Annotated in this window: 16 protein-coding genes; 4 read left to right on the top strand and 12 right to left on the bottom strand. The window is 51.7% G+C overall.

The window, feature by feature from the left end; all coding sequences use genetic code 11:
* Window positions 1-671: 671 nt before the first annotated feature.
* From G8770_RS16620 to putA, 7 genes are all read right to left on the bottom strand, one after another.
* On the bottom strand, window positions 672-1,079 hold the full coding sequence (locus G8770_RS16620; protein WP_279537178.1) for an acyl-CoA thioesterase: 408 nt from the start codon (window positions 1,077-1,079) through the stop codon (window positions 672-674).
* Between the two features lie 484 nt (window positions 1,080-1,563).
* A complete protein-coding gene (secF, locus tag G8770_RS16615) occupies window positions 1,564-2,487 on the bottom strand; it encodes a protein translocase subunit SecF (protein ID WP_167189340.1) in 924 nt (307 codons plus the stop codon).
* A 144-nt stretch (window positions 2,488-2,631) separates the two neighbouring features.
* Complete coding sequence (gene secD / locus G8770_RS16610) at window positions 2,632-4,506, bottom strand: protein translocase subunit SecD (RefSeq protein ID WP_208022319.1); 1,875 nt, start codon at window positions 4,504-4,506, stop codon at window positions 2,632-2,634.
* A gap of 202 nt (window positions 4,507-4,708) precedes the next feature.
* Window positions 4,709-5,821: a tRNA guanosine(34) transglycosylase Tgt gene (gene tgt, locus G8770_RS16605; RefSeq protein ID WP_167189373.1), complete on the bottom strand. Its 1,113-nt coding sequence runs from the start codon at window positions 5,819-5,821 to the stop codon at window positions 4,709-4,711.
* Window positions 5,822-5,906: 85 nt separating this feature from the next.
* Complete coding sequence (gene queA / locus G8770_RS16600) at window positions 5,907-6,971, bottom strand: tRNA preQ1(34) S-adenosylmethionine ribosyltransferase-isomerase QueA (protein WP_167189337.1); 1,065 nt, start codon at window positions 6,969-6,971, stop codon at window positions 5,907-5,909.
* 287 nt (window positions 6,972-7,258) lie between these two features.
* Window positions 7,259-8,491 (bottom strand): saccharopine dehydrogenase family protein, encoded by a 1,233-nt coding sequence (locus G8770_RS16595; protein ID WP_167189334.1) that lies wholly within the window; start codon window positions 8,489-8,491, stop codon window positions 7,259-7,261.
* Between the two features lie 273 nt (window positions 8,492-8,764).
* Complete coding sequence (putA, locus tag G8770_RS16590) at window positions 8,765-13,078, bottom strand: bifunctional proline dehydrogenase/L-glutamate gamma-semialdehyde dehydrogenase PutA (RefSeq protein WP_167189331.1); 4,314 nt, start codon at window positions 13,076-13,078, stop codon at window positions 8,765-8,767.
* 136 nt (window positions 13,079-13,214) lie between these two features.
* On the opposite strand from putA, the gene pepD reads away from it, so the two are divergent.
* Entirely contained in the window at window positions 13,215-14,669 is a 1,455-nt protein-coding gene (gene pepD, locus G8770_RS16585; RefSeq protein WP_167189328.1) for a beta-Ala-His dipeptidase, read from the top strand.
* A 104-nt stretch (window positions 14,670-14,773) separates the two neighbouring features.
* Here the strand turns inward: pepD and G8770_RS16580 are convergent, their stop codons facing one another.
* The gene (locus G8770_RS16580; protein WP_167189325.1) at window positions 14,774-15,898 is read right to left on the bottom strand and encodes an aminotransferase class V-fold PLP-dependent enzyme; all 1,125 of its coding nucleotides are present in this window, start codon (window positions 15,896-15,898) and stop codon (window positions 14,774-14,776) included.
* 142 nt (window positions 15,899-16,040) lie between these two features.
* Entirely contained in the window at window positions 16,041-16,826 is a 786-nt protein-coding gene (locus G8770_RS16575; protein WP_167189323.1) for an amidohydrolase, read from the bottom strand.
* 236 nt (window positions 16,827-17,062) lie between these two features.
* Between G8770_RS16575 and G8770_RS16570 the strand changes: the two genes are divergently transcribed.
* A complete protein-coding gene (locus G8770_RS16570; RefSeq protein WP_167189321.1) occupies window positions 17,063-18,319 on the top strand; it encodes a valine--pyruvate transaminase in 1,257 nt (418 codons plus the stop codon).
* A gap of 98 nt (window positions 18,320-18,417) precedes the next feature.
* On the opposite strand, the gene G8770_RS16565 is transcribed toward G8770_RS16570, so the two are convergent.
* The 3 genes from G8770_RS16565 to G8770_RS16555 all read right to left on the bottom strand — a co-directional run bounded on the left by G8770_RS16565 (window position 18,418) and on the right by G8770_RS16555 (window position 22,335).
* Window positions 18,418-20,202, bottom strand: coding sequence for an aromatic amino acid hydroxylase (locus tag G8770_RS16565; RefSeq protein WP_167189319.1), 1,785 nt, complete (start codon window positions 20,200-20,202; stop codon window positions 18,418-18,420).
* Between the two features lie 168 nt (window positions 20,203-20,370).
* Complete coding sequence (locus G8770_RS16560) at window positions 20,371-21,294, bottom strand: LysR family transcriptional regulator (RefSeq protein ID WP_167189317.1); 924 nt, start codon at window positions 21,292-21,294, stop codon at window positions 20,371-20,373.
* 270 nt (window positions 21,295-21,564) lie between these two features.
* The gene (locus tag G8770_RS16555) at window positions 21,565-22,335 is read right to left on the bottom strand and encodes an AraC family transcriptional regulator (protein WP_167189314.1); all 771 of its coding nucleotides are present in this window, start codon (window positions 22,333-22,335) and stop codon (window positions 21,565-21,567) included.
* 443 nt (window positions 22,336-22,778) lie between these two features.
* On the opposite strand from G8770_RS16555, the gene G8770_RS16550 reads away from it, so the two are divergent.
* Window positions 22,779-22,961 (top strand): Flp family type IVb pilin, encoded by a 183-nt coding sequence (locus G8770_RS16550; protein ID WP_167189311.1) that lies wholly within the window; start codon window positions 22,779-22,781, stop codon window positions 22,959-22,961.
* A gap of 136 nt (window positions 22,962-23,097) precedes the next feature.
* Window positions 23,098-23,685, top strand: coding sequence for an A24 family peptidase (locus G8770_RS16545; protein WP_167189308.1), 588 nt, complete (start codon window positions 23,098-23,100; stop codon window positions 23,683-23,685).
* Window positions 23,686-23,703 lie beyond the last annotated feature (18 nt).

The following is a 23,703-nucleotide window of genomic DNA, read 5'->3' as shown; positions in this document are numbered from 1 at the left end:
GCAAGAAGATTAGCATTCATAAGGCGGCGGTAAGTCGGTTGGGTTTGTTGTTTTGGCGAACTCAAAACTAACCGGTTTTACCGTCGTCTCCTACCTTTTCACGCCAATCCGCGATGAACCAAAAAAAAGCCCTGAAAATCAGGGCTTCAAGCTCAGAGAGAGTCGGTATTCTGTGCCCCGGCCAACCGCGCCGTGCCACGTCTAAAGTCTTAAAAAAGGCCCTGCAAGCAGGGCGCAAGCTCAGAGAGAGTCGGTATTCTGTGCCCCGGCCAACCGCACCGTGACACGTCTAAAGTCTTAAAAAAGGCCCTGCAAGCAGGGCGCAAGCTCAGAGAGAGTCGGTATTCTGTGCCCCGGCCAACCGCACCGTGACACGTCTAAATTTTAAAAAAGGCCCTGCAAGCAGGGCGCAAGCTCAGAGAGAGTCGGTATTCTGTGCCCCGGCCAACCGCACCGTGACACGTCTAAGTCTTAAAAAAGGCCCTGCAAGCAGGGCGCAAGCTCAGAGAGAGTCGGTACTCTGTGCCCCGGCCAACCGCACCGTGACACGTCTAAAGTCTTAAAAAAGGCCCTGCAAGCAGGGCGCAAGCTCAGAGAGAGTCGGTATTCTGTGCCCCGGCCAACCGCACAAGGGCACATTTAAATTTTGTAAAGGTCAATCACATTGACCACTATGCCGCAATGGCTGAATCCACTACCGCACCATGAGGCTCAGGTACGCCGTCCTCACTCATTGCCACAAACACCATTTTTTCGATTTCAATAATGGATTCATGGGTTGCCTTGTTTCGAACAACGCATTTGACGGTCAAGGAAGTTCGCCCTACATCGGCCACACACAAACCAAACTCAATAACATCGCCACTTCTGGCAGAACTGGTGAAATTAATTTCAGATATCAGCTTGGTTACCAGACGGTGAGTTTTCATTTGGCAGCCCGCAAAAATAGCAGCCTCCTCATCAATCCAGCTCAACAGAGCGCCACCAAACAAAACATTGGAAGGGTTTAGGTCGTTCGGCTTGATCACACGTCTAGAATAAAATTTCATAACATTTCTCCAAAATACTAAATACAACATCAGCTTTTCCACTGCCCGGCTGAAACGGGTATTGCTCAAGGTGAAACGTTATTTTTATATTTATACATATAGCAAAGTGCGTGCCAAGGCAGTAAGGCCGTTTTTGTGGGCCTCCCAAGCACAGCACACACACAAACGCCCCAAGATAGACAAGGCGGCCAACTTGGCGCATTAGCCCGCACCAAAAAGACGCGTGATAAATTTTTATTATTTTGCAGATAAAAAAATGAATACAGGGTGTTTTGCGGCCTTCTGCTCCGAAATGAATCCTTTCTTGACGGAGGGCCGCCGGCAGATACCTTATGAGCTTAACTCTAATGCCCTATATCGGGCATCACACCCACCGAGAGATGGGCAGAGCACAAACCTTATGGCATAAAAAAAGCGTCTACTCTACTGAGCGACGCTTCTTAAGATTACCTGGAATTAAATGCTTCTAAACTGCGACCAAGAAGCAACAGTAAAGAATCAGGCCCAACCGACTTTAGGGCACATCTTCAAACTCTTCACCCTCTTTCACTGGCGGCATTAAGTCTTCTTTGCTGATATCCATACTCAACAAGATGTTGCTGGCCACGTAGATAGAGGAATAGGTACCCACTACGATACCCACCAGCAAGGCTGTTGCGAACCCATGAATCATCTCGCCGCCGTAGTAAAACAGCGCGAGCAGCACCAACATCGTGGTGCCAGAAGTGATCAGAGTCCGATCCAGCGTTTGTGACAAGGATGTATTCACCACCTCCAGCGAGGTAACCCCTCTCAACTTGCGGAAATTCTCCCTAATGCGGTCAAATACAACGATGGTGTCATTAAGGGAGTAACCAATCACCGCGAGAACAGCCGCCAACACGGTCAGATCAAAGTCGATATGCAGGAGTGAGAAAAAGCCCAAGACAATGATGACGTCATGAATCAACGCCCCCACCGCACCGATGGAGAATTTAAACTGGAAACGCATCGCCACATAGAGCATCACCACAGCCAGGGCAAACAACATCCCCAGGCCACCTTCATCCCGCAATTCCTCTCCCACTTGAGGACCTACAAATTCAACCCGGCGCAACTCAATATCGGACTCCGCACCACGATTCAGAGCTGTCAGAATTTCATCCCCCAAACCGGGCTCGAAACCACGCTGCAAGCGAATCAGTACATCGGTCTCCGCCCCGAAAAAGACCACCGTCGCGCCTTCAAATCCGGCTGCAGAGAGCTGCTCCCGCACTTCATTTAAGTTTGCTGGCTGCTTGTAGCCCACTTCAATTTGAGTGCCCCCGGTAAAATCCAGGCCAAATTGCAGACCGTTAATCGCCAAAGAAGCAACGGATGCAATTAACAGGATTACTGAGAAAGCAGCTGCTAATTTGCGCCGCCCCATAAAATTAATGACTTTCTTTTCTTTTGCCATTTCATCTCTATCCATTTTGTCGAGCTTTAGGACCTGGACTGCGTCTACAGGCAATGAACCAGATCTTTTCGCCGCCCCCTCCACCGAATTCGTCGGCGGAAAGGCCAGTCACTTAAATTTTCTATCCCCCCAAAAGCTATGCAGTTAGATCCACAGCTTCTCGAGGTTTTTACGACCACCGTAAATCAGGTTAATCAGTGCCCGGGTACCCACAATGGCGGTAAACATGGAGGTTAAAATACCAATCGAGAGTGTGACGGCAAAACCTTGCACGGGACCCGAGCCAATCGCGTACAAAATGACGGCAACAATCAGGGTGGTTAGGTTGGCATCCAAAATGGTGGTAAAAGCCCGATCGTAACCCGCATTAATCGCCGACTGTGGCGGCATGCCATTTGCCAATTCCTCGCGTATCCTGGAGAAGATCAGCACATTGGCATCCACCGCCATACCCACCGTTAAGACAATACCGGCAATGCCCGGCAGGGTCAGCGTCGCCCCCAGAAGCGACATACAAGCGACCAATAAGAACAGGTTCAGCGCCAAGGCAATATTGGCGGCCAGGCCGAAGACACGGTAATAAACCAACATAAAGATCAGCACCAGGCCCAGACCGATCTGAACCGACTTGACCCCGACAGCAATGTTTTCTGCCCCCAAAGATGGGCCAATGGTACGCTCTTCCACAAAGTACATCGGCGCGGCCAAGGCACCAGCACGCAACAACAAGGCCAGCTCAGACGCTTCGGCGGTATTATCCAGGCCCGTAATACGGAACTGAACGCCAAGCGCACTCTGAATAGTCGCCAGGCTGATGATCTTCTTCTCAATGATTTGGGTGGGTACCGCCACCTGCTCACCGGCCTCATTCAACTTGTAGTCCATCTGGGTTTTATACTCGATGAACAATACCCCCATGCGGCGCCCCACGTTGCTGCGGGTAGCGCGGTGCATTTTAGTGCCACCGGAGCTGTCCAGAGTGATGTTAACCTGGGGCTGGCTGGTCTGGCTGTCGAAGCTCGATTGCGCATTCGCCACATGATCCCCGGAGATAATCAGTTTTTTCTCCAGAAAAGCGTCACCCCAACGACGCTGATCCATTTCACTGCGGAAAGGGAACGCCTCTTTACGGGTCACCAGCTCTGACGGTTTTGCCTCCAGACGGAATTCCAGGTTAGCGGTTTTACCAATGATACGTTTGGCCTCGGCGGTATCCTGTACACCAGGCAACTCAACGACGACCCGGTTACTCCCTTGACGCTGCACGATCGGCTCCGACACGCCCAGCTCATTGACCCGGTTACGCAGCGTGGTCAGGTTTTGGCTGACCGCATAATCTTCAATTTCATTGATGGCCTGCTCAGACATGGTCAGGCTGATCAGGAAGCGACCCGGCTCATCCTTGGATTCGCGCAACAGCGTGGGGAATTCCGAGCGCAACTCAGCATCGGCATTATCTCGCAGCTCAGCGGTTTTAAACGCAGCCGTTACCACATTATCATCACTCAAAGTCACAGATTGGTAACGAATCTTGGCTGTCCGCAGCTTTGACTTCATTTCATCGACTGAGGATTCCAAACGTTTGGCGACCGCAGATTTGGTATCGACTTCCAACAGGAAGTGCACACCACCAGCCAGGTCCAGCCCCAGTTTCATAGGCTCGGCGCCAAAACTGCGCAACCACTCTGGTGTGGTGGGTGCCAGATTCAGTGCGACGACATAGTTGTACCCCAAAGAGCGCTGAATCGCCTCCTTGGCAGCGAGCTGTTGCTCCGTGTCTTTCAGGCGCAGCAGCGCACTTTTGCCATTGGATTCTTCGCCAAAATACTGGATACCCGCATCATCCAGAGCCTTGGTTGCCATGGCTAAGGTGCGCTCATCAATGACCGTTGCCCCCGAATTTCCTGATATTTGCACCGCTGGATCGGGTGCATATAAGTTTGGTGCTGAATAGATCACGCCGAGAGCAGCGACGATCAGAACCAGCAGGTACTTCCATAAGGGGTAACGATTCAACATACAAATTTCCAAATGGCCTATGAGCCTAGCTTGTCTGAGATATGAATTTTTATTCTGAAAAACCGCCACTTTAGTACAGACGGTTCATCAAGACATATGGGCAGCAAGTTAAATTTACAATGCTTTACCCAGATTTAAAGCCAACACCACCGTAAATCCCGCCATTATGAGGTCTAAACGTGACAAACAGGTGCCGACAAACCTAAAGAGGAGGAACTTCCAGCCCCTGCTTACCGTAAAACTCTTGCAAATAATCATCCAAACGGTGCTCTGCGATCGCTGAGCGCAAGCTGGACATCACGTTTTGATAAAAGCGCAAATTGTGGATGGTATTCAACTGAGCCCCCAAGATCTCACCGCATTTGTCCAAATGATGCAGGTAGCTGCGGCTAAAATTTGAACAGGTGTGACAATCACAATCCGCATCCAGTGGATTGGTATCGTGGCGATGCCTGGCATTACGGATTTTAATCACGCCTTCGCTGGTGAACAAATGACCGTTGCGCGCATTGCGGGTGGGCATCACACAGTCAAACATGTCGATACCCCGACGCACGGCTTCAACGATATCCGCCGGCTTACCCACCCCCATCAGGTATCGGGGCTTATCGGCCGGCATTTCACCGGTCAGGTGATCGAGCACGCGAATCATGTCTTCCTTTGGCTCACCCACGGATAAACCACCAATGGCGTAACCGTCAAAATCAATCTCAGTCAGGCCCTGCAGTGACTCAGTACGCAGATGTTCGTACATGCCCCCCTGAACAATCCCGAACAATGCAGAAGGGTTGTCACCGTGAGCGTCTTTACTGCGTTTCGCCCAGCGCAAGGACAGCTCCATAGAGTCACGAGCTTCTTTTTCCGTCGCCGGGTATGGGGTGCACTCATCAAAGATCATGACAATGTCGGACCCCAGGTCGCGTTGCACCTGCATAGCGATCTCGGGGTTCAGCTCGACCTTGCTGCCATTGATGGGGGACTGAAAGGTGACGCCCTGCTCGGTAATTTTGCGCATTTTGCCCAGGCTGAACACCTGAAAACCACCGGAATCGGTCAGAATGGGGCCTTTCCATTGCATGAAGTCATGCAGATCGCCATGGGCCTTGACGACCTCAGTGCCCGGCCGCAACATCAAGTGAAAGGTATTGCCCAGGATGATGTGAGCCCCGATCTCCTCAATGTCACGAGGCAACATGCCTTTAACTGTGCCGTAAGTACCTACTGGCATAAACGCAGGAGTCTCAACCACACCCCGCGGAAATTTCAGGCGACCTCGCCTGGCCCTGCCCTCTGTGGTGTCCAGCTCGAAGTCCATAAAACATTCGCGAGTCGTTGAAGCAGGATCACTGGACTGGGGGGGGTTCGCAGACTGTTGGTCTGCAGTTGAATTTACTTCAGCCTCACTCACGACAAATTTCCTCAGTGGTAGCATTGGGGTTTCGGGTGATGAACATGGCATCACCATAACTGAAGAAGCGATAGCGCTCAGCGACCGCTTCGTCGTACGCCGCCATGGTATTGCGATAGCCCGCAAACGCCGACACCAACATCAACAAGGTGGATTCCGGCAGGTGAAAATTGGTCACCAGCGCATCCACCACCTTATATTGGTAACTGGGGTAGATGAAAATGTTGGTTTCGCCCTGATACGGGCTCAGCTGGCCATTTTGAGCGGCGGTTTCCAGGCAGCGAACACTGGTTGTACCCACCGCAATGACCCGGCCGCCTGCGGCCTTGGTGTCTTTGACCAGCGCACACACCTCTTCATCCAGCTCCATAATTTCGCTGTGCATCTGGTGCTCTTTGATGTTGTCAACTCGCACGGGCTGAAAAGTGCCAGCCCCCACGTGAAGGGTGACGAACGCAATCTGGATACCTTTGGCTTTTAGCTGTTGCAGTAACGGCTCATCAAAATGGAGGCCTGCCGTCGGCGCCGCCACCGCGCCCTTTTTACTTTGATCGCTATACACCGTTTGATAGCGCTCGCGGTCGTCATCGACATCGTCCCGGTCGATATAAGGCGGCAATGGCATATGGCCAATACGTTCCAACACCTCCAGAACCGGCTGATCGACCGGAAATTTCAATTCAAAAAGCGCTTCGTGACGGGCAACGACCATCAATTCCGTGCCGTCCTCCAAAATAATGGCGGTTCCCACTTTGGGGGATTTACTGGCACGCGTATGGGCCAGAACACGATGGCTATCGATGACCCGCTCGACCAGGACTTCCACCTGACCTCCGGTAGGCTTTTGACCAAACACCCGTGCGGGAATCACACGAGTGTTGTTAAAAACCATCAGGTCACCGGGTTTCAGCCAGTTGAGCAGATCGGGAAATTGACCGTGCTGGATGGAGCCGGTCTCGCCCTCCAGGCGCAGCAAGCGGCTGCCCCGGCGTTCGGGCGCGGGTTGACGAGCAATCAGCTCATCGGGGAGTTCGTAGAAAAAGTCCTGACGACGCATAGCAGGAAAATACTTCTGAGGCCACTGAATTCAAGGGGTGCAAGGGTATAGGAAAACGCCCTCTGAGGCCATTAAAGCCTTCATAAAGCTGACATTTTTCCTGATATTCGACCACAAACGCCTCCCTGCCCCCGCTCACGGAATTCAGTGCCCACGAGCGGAGCGCCGTGCAACACCTTTATCGAACTTATTGAACGTTTACTGACCTCCACTTAACGGCAGCCTAACCGCCGCCATCAACAGTGCATTTGGGGGCAAGCAGGGTAGCAACTCGAGTGCTCGCCCCCCTATTCAACCGCAAAGGTCAAACCGGCATTGCTCTCTAAACGCTCGATCAGCTGAGCGCCCATGGCCGACGCCGGCGTCCAGATACCGCCAGACGCGGCCCCCGGGTTTTTCAACAGGCACACCGCGCTTTCGGCTATCATTTTAGACGTGGAACCGTAGCCGGGATCCTTGTCCCCTTTAACAGACACCGTCACCTTCGCCCCCTGCTCATTAATGCCCACAAAGACCACATCGTAAAAGCCTGTTTCCCGCTCCTCTTTTGTCGGTCCTTCACCAGGCTTGAGCGGGTTGTCTGCCAAGACATCCATATCTGCCAGAGTGTTGGCCAAAGACTCCCCTTGCTCACCGGGTCCGGTCATCATCATCTCGTCATACACGAAATCTTCTCCGTACTCATGTCCCAGCAAATAATTTGAGCGGTGAATGTTTTTGGTGTTGATGGTGGCCATCACAAAGGTGGTGGCCCAGCTATTGAGCTCGTCATCGAACACTGGCTTCATGCCTGACGGTTGCTGCGGTCCGATAAAGCCTTCTGTCAGGGAGAATGGATTGGTTAACAATTTCACCAGGCTTTGCTGCTTGCCAGCGGCTTCCATGGTGGCTTTAAAACTGGCAACCGTACCACCGGAAAACGTTCCTTTCATGGCTCTCACCCGCCCTTTAACCCGGGAAACCGGGCCGCCCAGTTGCTCTTTGGCGGTTTGCTGCAGAAAATAAGTTCCCAGATCAAAAGGTATAGAATCAAACCCGCAAGAGAAGACGATGCGCGCCCCACTTGTCTTGGCGGTCTCGCGGTGGGCCGCAATCATTCCATGCATCCAGGCGGGCTCTCCGCACAGATCCACGTAATCGGTGCCAGCGGCCGCACACGCGTGCACCAGGTCTGAACCGTACAACTGATAAGGCCCTACCGTGGTCAACACCACCTTGGTGCGCTTAACCATGGCAATAATCGATTCAGGCTGGCTGGCATCAGCAATCACCAGCGGTACATCGGTCGGGATACCCATCTCGTCACGCACACTCTCCAGCTTTTGCTGGCTGCGACCGGCCATGGCCCAAACCACGTCGCCATTAACGCCGTATTGCTGGTTCAGGTATTCGCACACCAGTCGACCGGTATAACCCGTGGCACCATACACAATGATGCCCAGCTCCCTGTTGCCCGATGCTTTGGCAGGGGAATCGGTGCTTTCTGCAGTACTGTTTGTCGATGCGTTACTCTCTGACATGATGATCACCTCTGAATGAGTGTGCAGTGTATTATTATTTTCACCTCGATAGCTGACTCTGCAGCCAAAGAAGCTCTCGTAAAAATGAGTCTAAAGGAAGTCATTTCAACTCGATAGCGCAAACCAGGCCAGCGAGAAATATTGGCATTTTTGTTAAGGCATTTGGCGTATATCTGTCATTCACCAACATAATGCAGAACCATTAGCCGTAAGCATGCTTGAACCGCCATTGAAGAACTTACCGGCCACCCGTTTCCCCCTGAATCGTTGTGCTTACAAGGCCAATGACATCAACGCAGCATCGCCACCCGCAGAGGACAAATTAATCGTTATTGTTTTCTCTACCATCAGTCTCAGCAGGCGCTGCTCAACAGGCTCACAGCCAATTAACGGGATCAATCCATCTTCCCGAATCGTCAGCCATTGCTGAATACTTTGTTGCAGTTCATCAGGCCCTATCACCATCACTGCCTGAATCTCCGGAGCAACGCAAACCGGTTGTAATTCGGAGGATGATTCCAGATAGATGGTAGGTAACGGGGATGTTTTTTGCAGCTCAGCATCAGGCCTTGTGGTGATAGAACGCCGATTGCCCAAAGCAGGCCAATGACACAACAAGGATTCAAGCTGGCACTCGTGAGCCGAGTCAATCATCAATGTGACATGACTACCAACCAGTAACGCAGCCATGGTGCTCACCAGCGCATCTTTTATACTCGACGATCCTGCCAACACTACAGCAACATTCCCCCTGGCTTCCAATCTGAGCTGATTAAGCTCTCCGGCAGGGCCGGATAATGTTTTGGAATTAAGCCGACCACAACCGATCAGCTCCGTCAGCTGACGGATTTCGGGCAAGGCTTCTGCCAACAATTCTTTTGCCCAGTCATCGTCCATCTCCTGCCAGCGCAGAACACATTCCCGGCAAGCCAGTAAACGCGGTGCAACATGTTCATCTTGCACACACTTCTCCGCCATTTCCCCATCCTCACGCACATGCTGCTCTTCACCGTCATTAAAATCGTTGACGGAAAAACGCACCAAACGTTTCAGGTATTGGGGGCCTCCTGCTTTAGGACCGGTTCCGGAAAGCCCTCTCCCGCCAAACGGCTGTACACCCACGACGGCCCCAATCATATTTCGGTTCACATAAATGTTGCCCACCTTGGCACGACAAAAAATATACTCTGCCACCGAATCGATTCTGCTGTGTAACCCCATGGTTAAGCCATAACCCAAATCATTTACCTTGTCGATGAGTTTGCCAAGGTCTTGTGCTGCGTATCGAATCACATGCACCACAGGACCAAATACCTCTTCCACCAGTACCGATAAGTCTGACAACTCGTACAAATGCGGAGCAAAAAATGTCCCGTTGTCATTTTTGGGCAGCTCACAACGATACAAACGTTTTGCCCAAGCCTTCGCGGTTAATGGATCAACCGACAGTCCGGTCTGGATAGATTGATCCTCCAACAATTGGTTGTCGGGGCTCAGACTGTCCAAATATTCACAATGCGCCTGCAGTCGCGCTTTCGCGGCGCCATCAATAACCGGACCAACATCGGTTTGAATCAGCGCAGGGTCGCCTATGGTCAGCTCACGCATGGCGCCGGATAACATGTGAATAATGTCATCGGCCACTTCATCCTGTAAAAACAAAACCCTTAAGGCCGAACAGCGCTGTCCCGCTGACTGAAAACCAGAGATAATGACATCGTCCACCACCTGTTCAGGCAGTGCCGTGGAATCCACAATCATGACATTTTGACCACCGGTTTCCGCAACCAGAGGGATTCCAACGTCTTCTCGCTCCACCAGGGCTTTGGCCAGTGTCCGCCCAGTGTCCGTAGAGCCGGTGAACATCACACCTTGTATACGCTTATCCGGCAACACCCTGTCCCCCACCACCTGGCCGGGAGCCATCAATAATTGAACAACATTGTCAGGAAGACCGCACTGCTTCATGATCTTCACCACTTCCATCGCGATCAAACGGGTTTGCTCTGCAGGCTTGGCAAGGACTGCGTTTCCAGTCACTAAAGCGGCCGAAATTTGCCCCAGAAAAATCGCCAGTGGGAAATTCCAGGGGCTTATGCATAAAATGACCCCGCGGGGCTGAATGCCTTTGCGTGGCATTAAATCTTCGGCCTGCTCCGCGTAATAACGACAAAAATCGACGGCTTCACGAACTTCAGCAATCGCATCTGCAAGGGTCTTTCCGGCCTCCTTAATACACAACCCAAGCAGGTTGTGACGTTGGCTTTCCAGCGCATCTGCAAGATCCCGAATACACTGTGTCCTGGTTTTTATCCCCATAGAGGACCACGCTGAAAAAGCCTGCTCAGCCAACGCTACTTTGTGTCCGAGTGCCTCCACATCATCCTGGGGGCAGAAACCGACTCGCTGTGATCGATTTGCCGGATTTACAGCCCAGTCATCGTTGAATGAACGACTGCCGTTACCTGAGCCCTCAGCGTTACCTGAGCCCTCAGCGCTATTAAAGCCCTTAGCCTCATCAACAACGCCTTTAGCGTCATCAACACTAGAGCGGGTAGCCACAGAATCTGCTTTCGCCAAATCATGCAGAACAGGCACTGTGTCTGATTGCTGCTCATGCCACCAGCTCTGCAATCTATCTTTCAATAAAAACACAGTGCGTCGGTCTGTTAAATCCAGTCCATGGGAATTTTGGCGTCCGTTTTTATTGTGACGATATAAATTAATGGGTAAAGGAATATCCGGGTGACGCAGCTCCGGGCCCGCCTTCAGCACTTCCAGAGGGTCTTCCAGCAGCACGCTAATGGAAACCTTGTCATTAAGTACCCGATTCACAAACGAGCTGTTCGCACCATTCTCCAACAAGCGTCGGACCAGGTACGCCAAAAGGTCTGCGTGCTCTCCAACCGGCGCATAGATGCGGCAAGGCACATGTTCTTGAGCCATAACTTGCTCATAAAGTTTTTCACCCATGCCGTGCAAGCGCTGAAATTCATACCCCTGGCGTCTGTCATCGGCAAAACGATCATCCATTTCCAGAATCGTTGCGACCGTGCGGGCATTATGAGTTGCAAATTGAGGATACAGCTCGTCCCGATAGCCCAATAACTTTTGGGCACAAACCCGGTAAGACACATCAGTCGCGACTTTGCGCGTAAACACAGGATAATCCTCTGCCCCTAATTCCTGGGTCCATTTGATTTCGGAATCCCAGTAAGCTCCCTTTACCAATCGCACAACCATTTTGCGCTGAACCAGCTGTGCCAGCGCCCGAACCCACTCGACAAGCACCACGGCCCGCTTCTGATACGCCTGAATGGCCAACCCGAAACCCAGCCAATCACCGAGATCCGGGTCTTTGGCTATTGCCTCTATGATATCGAGCGATAATTCCAGGCGACTGGCCTCTTCAGCGTCAATGGTTAAACTGATGTTGTAGCTTTTTGCCTGCAATACCAGCTCTTTAAGCTTGGGGAGAAGTTCCGCCAGTACGCGCTCGCGTTGCGAGAATTGATAACGGGGATGCAGAGCCGAAAGCTTGACAGAAATACCGGCGCTGCTGATCGGATCGACTCTGGAACCAAAATTTTTCTGCAGCTCATTCTCACCCAGCTCCCGAATCGCGTCACTGTAGCGCTGCCAATATCGGTCCGCATCATGCTGGGTTCGGGCTGCCTCGCCCAGCATATCAAATGAATAACGATAGCCTTTTGCTTCTTCGCGATCCGCCTTGCTGATTGCCTGACGAATTGTTTTACCCATTACAAAATGCGATCCCATCAACTGCATCGCTGACCGTAAAGCCGAACGGGACACCGGAGCCCCCAAACGCGCCAAGGTATTTTGTAAAGCTTGTTGCAACCGTTGAGCACCCGCTGTGCCTTCCGTGAACTCACCCTCTTCTGACACCTTATAGCTCGCCAGCTTCCCGCTTAACAAAAGCCCCCAGATCGAAGCGTTAACAAACAAGGAGTCACGCTTGCCAAGGTGCGAGGACCAGTCTCCCTTGGCCAGCTTGTCATGAATCAATCGATCCATCGTGTAGCGGTCTGGCACCCGCAGCAATGCTTCTGCCAGACACATCAAGGCAATGCCTTCATCGGAGGATAAAGAAAATTCATTCAACAGGGTGTCGATGCCATTCTTGGAGGATCGCGCACTGCGAATACCCTCGACCCATTGACGGGCCTTAGCCTGAACCCGTTCGACGCTCTTCTCCTCTGATACTTCCGGATCGCAGGCCAGCACGCCCAACAAGCCCGTCACCACTTCGCTTTCATCTTTGCGATAAAAACCCTGCAATTGCCGCCTCAACAGCCGCAGCGCTTCCTGCTTGTCTCGCAATTGAGAGGCGTGCAGGTGCGAATCTGACGAAAGAATGTCGTCAGCGTCGGCTTCCTCCGGCGGGGAGTCTCCGTTTAGTAAAACGCCGCCAAGAGGCTCTTCGTTAAGTACAGTTCCGTCACCTGACGGGGCCGCAGCCGCTTTTCCATTCAAGGAAGGGGCGTCACCCATGAACGAAAAAGCATCTCCCGAATCTCGCAGGACAAATTCTGACTCTGTGTTTGACGGCTTACGCATAGGCATACAGGTCACACTATTATTGGCTATTTCCTATGCTGTACTATAGTCAACAATTCGCCGGGCCGGCCCTGAACCACTCCCCCAAGCAAAAGCCACCCGCCAACTGATTTAGCGCGAACCTGTGACTGTTGAGAGATTTATGCCTACCAAGCCCGAACTGTACCCCACTGAACCTGCTCAGCTATGGGAGCATTTTTACCAATTTACCCAGACCCCACGCATCTCAAAGCAAGAGGAAAAAATCTGCCAGTACATTCAGAGCCTGGCTGATGAGCATGGCCACCCCTGGATACGCGATAGCGTGGGCAATTTAGTAATTTACGTGCCAGCTTCGCCCGGTTTTGACGGCCGTCCGACAGTGATTATCCAAAATCATGTCGACATGGTGACGGTCAAAGCCGAGGATAAACAGCATGATTTCGCTCACGACGGGCTGGACCTCATCATCGAAGAAGGCTGGTTACGTGCCGACCGCACGACGCTGGGGGCCGACAACGGCCTGGGGTGCGCCGCCGCGCTGGCGCTGATGACCTCACCTGACACCCAACACCCGCCATTAGAACTGCTGTTCACCATGGACGAGGAGACAGGCCTAGGGGGAGCCATTAACCTTGACGCCTCTCTCCTCTCTGGAACCAAATTGTTGAATCTGGACACCGAAGACTGGGGTGAACTGTTCGTCGGCTGCGCAGGTGGTCGTACCTGGGAGCTGACAGCGCCCATGAAATCCGAACCGGTTCCTGATGATTATTGTGGTTTACGCCTGGATTTACGCGGTTTGGCCGGAGGGCATTCCGGCATACAAATTCATCAACAATTGGGCAATGCCAATAAATTAATCGGTCAATGGTTGTACCGAGCCGAAAAGCTGGACGTGCGACTTTGCAGTATGAGCGGCGGTGTGGCGCACAATGTCATTCCAAGATCAGCCACGCTGGAAGTTGCCTTGCCTACAGAGCGGCTCACCGAACTGACCCAGCTTACCCAGTCACTGCTTGAACGCTGGAAAGCCTATTTGCCTGCAGCCGACGGTCAAATTACCCTCAACACTGAAGCCTGCGCTCCCGAACATATGCTTTGCCCGCTCTCACATCGCTCAGTTCGCCAGGCTTTAATGGCTCTGCCGCACGGGGCACAAAGCTACAATAGTGACCATCCAGCGGATTTGGTGGACCTGAGTATCAATCTGGCGGTAGTGAATGTCAGCCGCCAACAGATGCTGATTGAGACCAGCTTGCGTTACTTCAATGCTCAGGAGGCTGAAGGCCTGACTGAGACGCTGCTGTCTCTCGCCGAAACCTTACACTTAACGGCCGACGAAACCATCAGTTACCCCGGATGGCAGCCTGATTTTGACAGCGATCTATTGCAGCATGTAAAGGGAATTTATCAGAGCATGCACAACACGACACCGGAGGTCAAAGCCATTCACGCCGGGCTGGAGTGCGGAATTTTACTGAACAAAATGGAGGGTGTGGAAGCCATTTCATTTGGCCCCACCATCCGCGGTGCTCACTCGCCTCGAGAACGCCTGGACATTGCCACCGTTCAACCTTTCTGGGCGTTGTTGTTGCAGGTATTAAAAACGCTGTAAAGCCGTGAATAGTCGCTGTGGAGACTCTGGTGGCAAACAAACGTTAATAAAAAAGCTTCCTTGACTAAGGTCGAAGGAAGCTTTTTGAGAGTGGCCCTAGCGCTTTAGACCTTGGCCAAAGCCTCATCCAGATAGGCAACGGTACGGTCGATGTTACCCAGCTTGTCCAAACCAAATAAACCTATGCGAAAGGTCTGGTAATCCTCCGGTTCATCGCACTGCAACGGCACCCCTGCAGCCACCTGCAACCCCTGCTCCAGAAAAGCTTTACCGGTGTGGATATCGGCCTCGGCGGTGTAACTGACCACCACGCCTGGCGCCTCAAAACCTTTCGCAGCAACACTGTTGAAGCCTTTTTCTGACAACAGCTCCCGCACTCGACGGCCCAATTTAATTTGCTGCTGTTTCAGCTTGTCAAAACCCAAGGTTTCCGACTCTTTCATGGTGTCCCGGAACACCGTCAGCGCGTCGGTTGGCATGGTCGCATGATAGGCATGCCCACCGTTTTCATAGGCCTGCATAATTTGCAGCCATTTTTTCAGGTCACAGGCAAAACTGGTACTGGTGGTGGTATCCAAACGCTTGAGGGCCCGTTCGCCCAGCATGACCAAAGCCGCACAGGGCGAGGCGCTCCAACCCTTTTGAGGAGCACTGATCAACACATCTACCCCCAGCGCTTTCATGTCCACCCACAGGGTGCCCGAAGCGATGCAATCCAGTACAAAAATACCTCCAACCGCGTGGACGGCATCCGCTAACGCTTTAATGTAATCATCCGGGAGTAACATACCTGAGGCCGTTTCCACGTGGGGCGCAAACACCACCTGGGGCTTTTCTCGGGCAATCGTGTCCACGACCGTCGAAATCGCGGGGGGAGCAAAGGCTGCCTGAGGACTGTCACTGACCGGAGCGGCTTTTAACACCTGGATATCGGATGTTATCTGGCCCATTTCCAAAATCTGGCTCCAACGGAAGCTGAACCAGCCATTGCGGATCACCAGGCACTTTTGTCCGGTGGCAAACTGACGCGCTACCGACTCCATTCCGTAGGTACCACCACCCGGCACCACCGCAATGGCATCCGCGTTATACACCCCTTTCAAAGTTTCCGAAATATCACGCATCACCTGCTGGAACGTCTTCGACATATGGTTCAGGGAGCGATCGGTAAAGACAACGGAATATTCCAGAAGGCCGTCCGGATCGACATTTTTCAGTAAGCCAGGCATGTTAAGTCTCTTTGTAAACTGTGAATTCTATTAACCAGATGGGTCTTCGAACCGCTTTCCGGCCCAACTTAACAGTCCGGATAAGCAGGTTAAGAGTTTTCCCCTATTTTAACGGCTCTCAAGCAAAATCACATCAACTGAATCACGTAAGCTGGAAGCCATCGGCATCCAGATGAGCCGGGAATTTCTCCCTAAAGCTGTTCAAGGCTTCCGCTGACAAGGTTACGGTAAACACACCGGCTTTGGATCCGGGGTCGACCACAGGCTTGCCCATCGCATCCAAGACGACACTGTCGCCACTGTAAGCATGACCGTTGCCATCTTCACCGACGCGGTTGACCCCCACGACACAGGCCAGATTTTCAATCGCACGGGCCTTCAGCAGTTGTGACCAGGGGTAAGCCCGGGCGGCCGGCCAGTTCGCCACAAAAATCAACAGATCGTAATCCTCCTGGTTGCGACACCACACCGGAAAACGAAGGTCATAACAAATCAAGGGTCGTATTCGCCAGCCCATCAGCTCAACGGTGAGACGCCCTTCTCCCGCCTGATAACGCTTGTGCTCGCCAGCCATCCTGAACAAATGACGCTTGTCGTAGATCTCATAGCTAGCGTCTGGGCGCATCCACACCAGCCGATTTAGCGGCAGACCACCGTCTTTAGCCGCTACCGCATAGCTCCCGGTGATGACGGCCCCGGTAGACTGGGCCATCTCTTTCATCCAGGCCAGGGTCTCACCCGTCGCCGGTTCGGCCACTTTTTGGGAATCCATGCTGAAACCCGCCGTGAACATTTCAGGCAAAACTATCAGATCCGTTGCGCCGGCCTGACCTAAAATCAATTCACCAAAGCGGGCCCGATTGGCTGGCGGGTCCTGCCAAACCAAAGATTGCTGAATAATGCTGACACGGAGGTCCTGCTTGGGCATAACATCCTCACCTAAAATCACTAAAGTAACATTGAATGCTGCAGGATAGCATAAGGTCTGCCTGACCTGTCCCCCCACATTTCTCCCATGTTCATCAAGCCCCTCCTTCCAGTGACCGCATCACGGATGGAAAAAATTCTCAAAATGTCACCTTACGGTGCTCTTGTCACATCGTGATATAATCAGCCGCTGAATGAAGCCTCAACCGAGGCACGATAGAAGTAGAGTCTGCAGTCATGAAATTATCCGCTTTTGGCCAAAAATTCACCGGTAATTCCGGCATCGTCGAACTAATGGACGATCTGGGTTCGGCGTTGAACGAAAACCCCGACATGATCTTTATGGGCGGTGGCAACCCTGGCCGACTGCAGGAAGTAGAAGCCATATTCCAGCAGCGGCTTGAAGACATCATGACGGACTCGCAGCAGCGCCACAGCCTGTTTGGAATCTATCAATCCCCCCAGGGTGATAAAGAATTTCTTGAACAACTGGCCACCTTTCTGAATAAACAGTTTGGCTGGTCAATCACTGCCAACAACATTGCCATCTCCAATGGCAGTCAGTCGGCTTTTTTTGTGTTGTACAACATGTTTGCCGGCACCATGGCTGACGGCAGCCAGCGCTCTATCCACCTTCCCCTGGCGCCTGAATATTTGGGTTATGGTGACGTGGGGCTCAGTGAAAACTTTTTTACCGCGACTCGCCCGAGCATTGAATTACTGGACGATCAACTGTTTAAGTACCATGTGGATTTCTCTCAACTGCAGCTGGGGCAGAATACGGCGGCGCTGTGCGTTTCCCGCCCAACCAACCCAACCGGCAATGTACTCACCGATGAGGAAATTGCTCACCTGGATGAAATCGCTCGCGCCCACGACGTACCTTTCATTATTGACGGAGCCTATGGTCTGCCCTTCCCGGGCATCATTTTCACAGACGCCAAGCCTCACTGGAACGACAACACCATTTTAGCTTTGAGTCTCAGCAAGCTGGGCTTACCCGGTGTGCGCACCGGTATCGTGATTGCCAACGAAGAGATCATCCACGCTTTCACCAATGCCAACACCATTGTCAATCTGGCCTGTGGGACATTGGGGCCCGCGCTGGCCAAAGAATTATTCCGCACCGGTGAAATTCTGACCCTGTCACAAAACCATGTCGCCCCATTTTACCAGAAAGGGTCACAGCAAACCGTTCAGTGGTTTCGCGAGGCCCTGGCCGGCTTACCCTTCCACATCCACAAACCCGAAGGAGCCATATTCTTGTGGTTATGGTTTGACGGCCTACCCATCACCAGCCAGGAGCTCTATCAGCGGCTTAAAAAACGCGGCGTACTCATCGTGCCCGGCCATAACTTTTTTATTGGCATTGACAATGAATGGCCTCACAAGCATGAGTGCATTAGGGTGTCTTATGCTCAGGATGGGGAGATCGTGAAGCAGGGAGTGGGTATTATCGCCGATGAGGTACGTAAGGCGTTTAATGGCGAGTAGTGGCTAGTGGCTAGTGGCTAGTGGCTAGTGGCTAGTGGCTAGTGGCTAGTGGCTAGTGGCTAGTGGCTAGTAGTTTAACGATTAGGCGAGGCGATACATCAAGGGCTTAAACGATCGAGGCCATATTGGATCAGGCGCCGCTGGTTATCATCGCCCTCTTGCTGTAACTTTTTCAGTTGATCCAGCAGTGGCTGGCACACTGCCTCGCTGCATTCACACATCTTCGCGATTTCCAGAAGTTCAAAATACAACAACCACTCCTGAAATTTTGCGTCAAGCAGCTCCTGGGTCCACTGTGCAATTTTTTGTTTGCCCGCATCATTCACCAGTATCGATTTTGAGGCCTGACAAGACGCTTCCCGGAAATTGCGAATTTTCTGATAAAAATCAAACAGTTTTCCACCGTGGCCATCGTCTGCCGGGGTATACACCGCTTCAGACTTTTCAGCAACCCGATACAGAGGAAAAGCATCCTGATCCGCCGAACCGCCATAGACCGAGGTTATGGCGGCGCCAACCGCCATATCAAACACCCCCCACGCCGGATCGAACAAAATATCTCCCTGAAGGCTCCGGACAGTACAACCTTCGAAGGTGAACACGAGGTTTTTTTGATCCCGACGCAAAATCTTTTTCAACCACCCAACCACCGTAATGCCTGACAAAAAATCCAGCTTTACTTCGGTATCGATGGCGATGCCATGTTGTTTCAATTCATCCACGGTATAGGACGACAGGCAACGTTCCATTGCCTGCAAACGCCCAACAGGACAACCAAAACCCTCTTTGTGACAGGCAATGCCCTGCCCGGGCAGCTCTTTACCCTGATAGGCCAGCTGGGTGGGTCCCGTCGTGTTCACATAGACCACATTGCCGACAGCATCCGTTAACACATCGGAAAACTGACCACTGATCTCCAGGCCCGCGTTGGTGACAGCGGTATTCACCGTTTGTGCCTGAATCGCTTGCCGCACGGACTCAGCCCCCCCCCGATTCACACACATTTGTCGACCGAATTCTTCCAGCACCTGACTCAGGTGACGGCAATTGCGAGTCACAAATAATTGCGGCTGCTCACAGGTAATGTCATAAGCACAGCTAATGGCATCGACGGTCAACGGCAGCTTCTTAACCTTTTCATCATCCAGACAATTAACGCTTTCCCCCAGGGAGGACAATAACCCCGCGCCAAAAATACGGTAGTCATCGGGGGTACCGACCAAGCCATACTCAACAGTCCACCAATGCAACCGTGATAATAACGCGGCCTCTGAAGGCGTGTCATTGGCTGCAATGGCGGCAGTCAGCTTGTGCTCGGCGGCTGAAATTTGCTCGGCGCTTGCCCGGGGGTTTTCTTTGATGATGGAGAGTGCCCGAATGGCCTGGTACACCTCCATGTCACCTCGGCTGGCGATCGCATGCATACCCAGCTCGCCAAAGCGCTGCAAAAACTCTGCGTAATCCACATCAATAATAAAGGGCGCATGACCGGCGGATTCATGCACGATATCCGGCGCCGGAGTGTAGAGCATATGCTCAAACGTGCGCATATCCACCGCAATCACCAGCACCCGCTGGGCCTGAAACTCCATAAAAATGGCCGGTGGCACAAATCCATCCACCACCACGGCATGCCAGCCGATCTCTCTCAGACCATCGTTCATTTCTTCAATACGCGGGATCGATTCCAGACTGATTCCGGTTTTCCCCAAGCCTTCCAGGTACGTTGATTCTGCGGATTGAGAGAGGTTGTTGCGAAGTTGATGCAACAAAAAACGCCAAACCGCCTGATCCCGGGGGGTGTATCGCCGGTAATCCTGAACGGCCGCAAATGGCCTCAAATGTGAAGGTAGGCTATTGATGATCTCCTGCTGAGTTTGCATACGCATCTGCCTCAGAAGTGAAATAGGGCCTGGCCTGGCACATTCAACGCAGTGACTGCGAACGAAGCAGCCCCATGCAGAACTGGCCAAGCCGACACCTGCCGGCTAAAAATGTTAACGGTGATTTTTAGTCCGGTGCATTTGAATAAGCATAGCTGGATTCTGCTTTTATTCATGTGCCTGTTGCAGACATTGCAGCATCGTTGCCACCATGCGCGACGGCTTGGGAGAGCCTCGATGGATCGCCACGAAATCACATTCATAATGATACCTTTCCGGGCAAATGGCCCGAATCAAGCCCTGTTTAAGGAAGGTCTCGGCGTAGTGATCCGGCAGATAGCCAATATAACGGCCTGAGCGCAAACAGTGAACAATGGCCTCCTGATCGTTAACCGTGACATCGCGCTTTAACCCCAAGCGGTTCCCCACCTCCATATTAGGCGAATGGTGTCCCAGACCAGCGTATTTGGACTGGCGGATATCCTCATCGGCGATGCTGATGTCCGCAGTGTCAAACAGGGGGTGCCGATAGCCGCAGTAGAGGTACATCTGCTCATAGAACAGGTGCTGATAATCCAGACTGGGAGAACTTCGGTGCGCGGGGATGACCCCCAGCTGAAAACGCCCTTCCATGACCCCACGCTCGACCTCATTAATCGGTTCAACATAGATGTCGAGGCTGACTTCCGGAGCCAGGTCGTCGAAGCGGGCCAGGGCCTGATGGATTCTAGCTTCGGGGTTGGTGGCCGTTTTATCAAACAGGGCAATGGACAGGTGACCGGTCATGCGCTTGTGCACATCGGCCACCTCCCCGCGGAACGACTCCAGTGACGCCAATAACCGCAAGGTGGCCTGATAGATTTGTCGCCCTTCATCGGTGAGCGCAAAGCCTGCCCGGCCCCTGCGGCAAAGCGAAACCCCCAGCCGCACCTCCAGGTCCTTGATGTGACGGCTGATGGTCGAACGCCCGATATTCAGTTCCAGCTCTGCAGCCGAAAAGCCTCCGGATTCCGCCACCGCCCGGAATACCCGCAACAATCGCAGGTCCACATCACTCAACTGCCCCAATAGTGCGGTCTGTCGCGTTGCCATATCACACCCTTAATCTGACCTTCAGTTCATCGTCCAGCTTACAATAGAGGGCACATTACCTCCCCCGCCTATGTTTCACAAGAATTAATCTATAGATATCAAAAAGCAGACTAATGAAACATTAGAGGCCAGGATGGCTGGTATTGAGAAGGGAGATAGTTAGTCGGTTTAAAGCAGACAAGATGAAAACTTTAACTGCAATTAGGCACAATTAAAGGCTGTAAGAGGCAATTTGGCACAAGTACACAGACTTCAGATAGGGTTAAGCCATTAACTGAGGGCCGTCTCGGCACCGCGACAATCGCTGGGGGAGATACCCTTATGCTTTTTGAACAAGCGGGTAAAATAGGACGGATCGCGAAATCCCACCTGATAGGCCACATCGGCCACCAAAACATTGGGGTTGACCAGCAGTTCGGAGGCTTTTTTCATGCGCAAGGTAATGACGTATTCCTGAAACGTCATGTCGTAACAGCGTTTGAATTCCCGGCTGAACTTGAAAGGTGACATATTACAGAGTCTGGCCACTTCCACTTCACGAATTTTTTCATGCAAATGCGTCTGCACATAGTTGATCGCCGGCATCACACTCGTCTTCTGTGCACTGTTGTGATAACGACAATCGGTAGGCAACGCAAAACGGCGACTGTGTGTTAAGTCAATAATACCCGCATCGCGACGCTGTTGAGACTCCAGAGCCTCAACCACGGATTTTACTTCCTGAGCCGACACCGGCGACACAAAATATTCCCGGATCTGCATGCGCAAAGCCCAGATAGCCAGCTCTTCCGAGTGCACACAGGAAATCATCATCACCGGTACAGATGGGTATTGAATACGAGTCGTCCTCAACAGCTCCAGGCTGGCCACGTCAGGAAAATCGTACTCAAAGCAAATCAGGTTGACTTGACGAACTACATCTTCCAACAGTCCCGAAGAATATTCATATTCCAGTACCTGACAATGTTTGCTAAATTCATCGGCGACATTCGATTTATTCTCAGGACTGGATAAATTAAACCACAAAATGGAAGTATCCATGTGCACCAATCATCCTTAAAAAAACACTAATGGTTTTCCTCTATAAGTCCAGCTTTGTATAGGAGGATATGTTCTTGCATGTATCTCCTCGCTATATAAATAAGTATAGATAACAACCTTTCACGCTTAAGCTTAATCAATTTGTCGTGAAATACGTTATATTTATTAAGAATAAGAAAAAGATTTGAAAAAACCATTCCTCTAAATGTCACTTATATCTTCTTTATCGCCCTCAAAGCCACCTTCACGCTCAAACATCAATCTAAAGATTTAGCTTTTATATAACTGAAATAATCAGTCTTTCCAACTCGTCAAAATTTTCCTACTTGTTTGCAAAATGCTCCTAACCGTGTTTTTTCCTGGAACCTAGATTTAAGGCCAGGAGTGAGCTGTCTCCTAGTCAATTTCAATTACTTTCGATCTTCAAATTTGGAGTTTTCACAATGACTGATTTTAAACACAAGATAATGGATTTTCTTCGTGACGAAGAAGGTTTGGAAACCGTGGAGTATGCCGTAGCCGGCAGTTTAATCGTGGCCGGGTCTGTCGCAGCGTTCACATTGCTGGGTGACAATGTAGCCGCGGCAATTAATTCTCTGGCTGCTGTCATAACTCCAGTTCCTTAATCACCAATCCACAATCATTTTCGACTTAATAATAACCTCCGGTATGTCAATTCAGCATTCTAGGTTGGTATGCCGGTAGGTCTAGAGTGAACAGAAAAGCCTTGCCCTCAATAACACGAATGACAGAAGTGGCCTGATGATGTCTTTATTCCACGAGATTACCCCGCAAAACCTGGCCTGCACCGTATTGATGGCAGGCCTACTGTTGGCAACGGCGTTTGATTTTAAATACCACCGCATACCCAACCTTTTAAATGGTTGTCTTTTTATATTGGGGCTCACCTATCAAGCCTACACGCAAGGAACTCTTGGTGTACTGCACGGCCTGGCCGCAGCCACCTTGGCTTTTTTTATCTTTTTTATGCTGTACCTCATCGGAGCAATGGGCGCCGGAGACGTCAAACTGATTGCTGGCGCGGCGGTTTTTGTGAGCGAACCACAAGCTCTGAATGCTGCTCTCTTCAGCTTAGTGGCAGGATCATTGTTAGGTCTGGGCATTCTCCTTGTTAAAGGAGGATTACCCCAATACCTTAAACGCTATTACTTCATGCTGAAAACCTGGGTACGGACCTTTCAGTGGGTGTATCAGCCCCCGGCAGAGGATGAAGTCGCCGCTGAAAAATTCCCGTTCGCCATTGCCATCACCGTGGGGTTTAGCATTGTGCTACTGCAAGAGAGCTTAGTGCCAGAGCCCTTGTTGAACCAAGCCATGAATAGCTTATGAACACCACCATAAAACCTT

This window comes from Pseudomaricurvus hydrocarbonicus (assembly GCF_011602365.1).
In the GTDB taxonomy this organism is placed as follows: domain Bacteria; phylum Pseudomonadota; class Gammaproteobacteria; order Pseudomonadales; family Cellvibrionaceae; genus Pseudomaricurvus; species Pseudomaricurvus hydrocarbonicus.
Note: the sequence above shows the minus strand (reverse complement) of the source record. Positions and strands in the feature narration are given on the sequence as shown.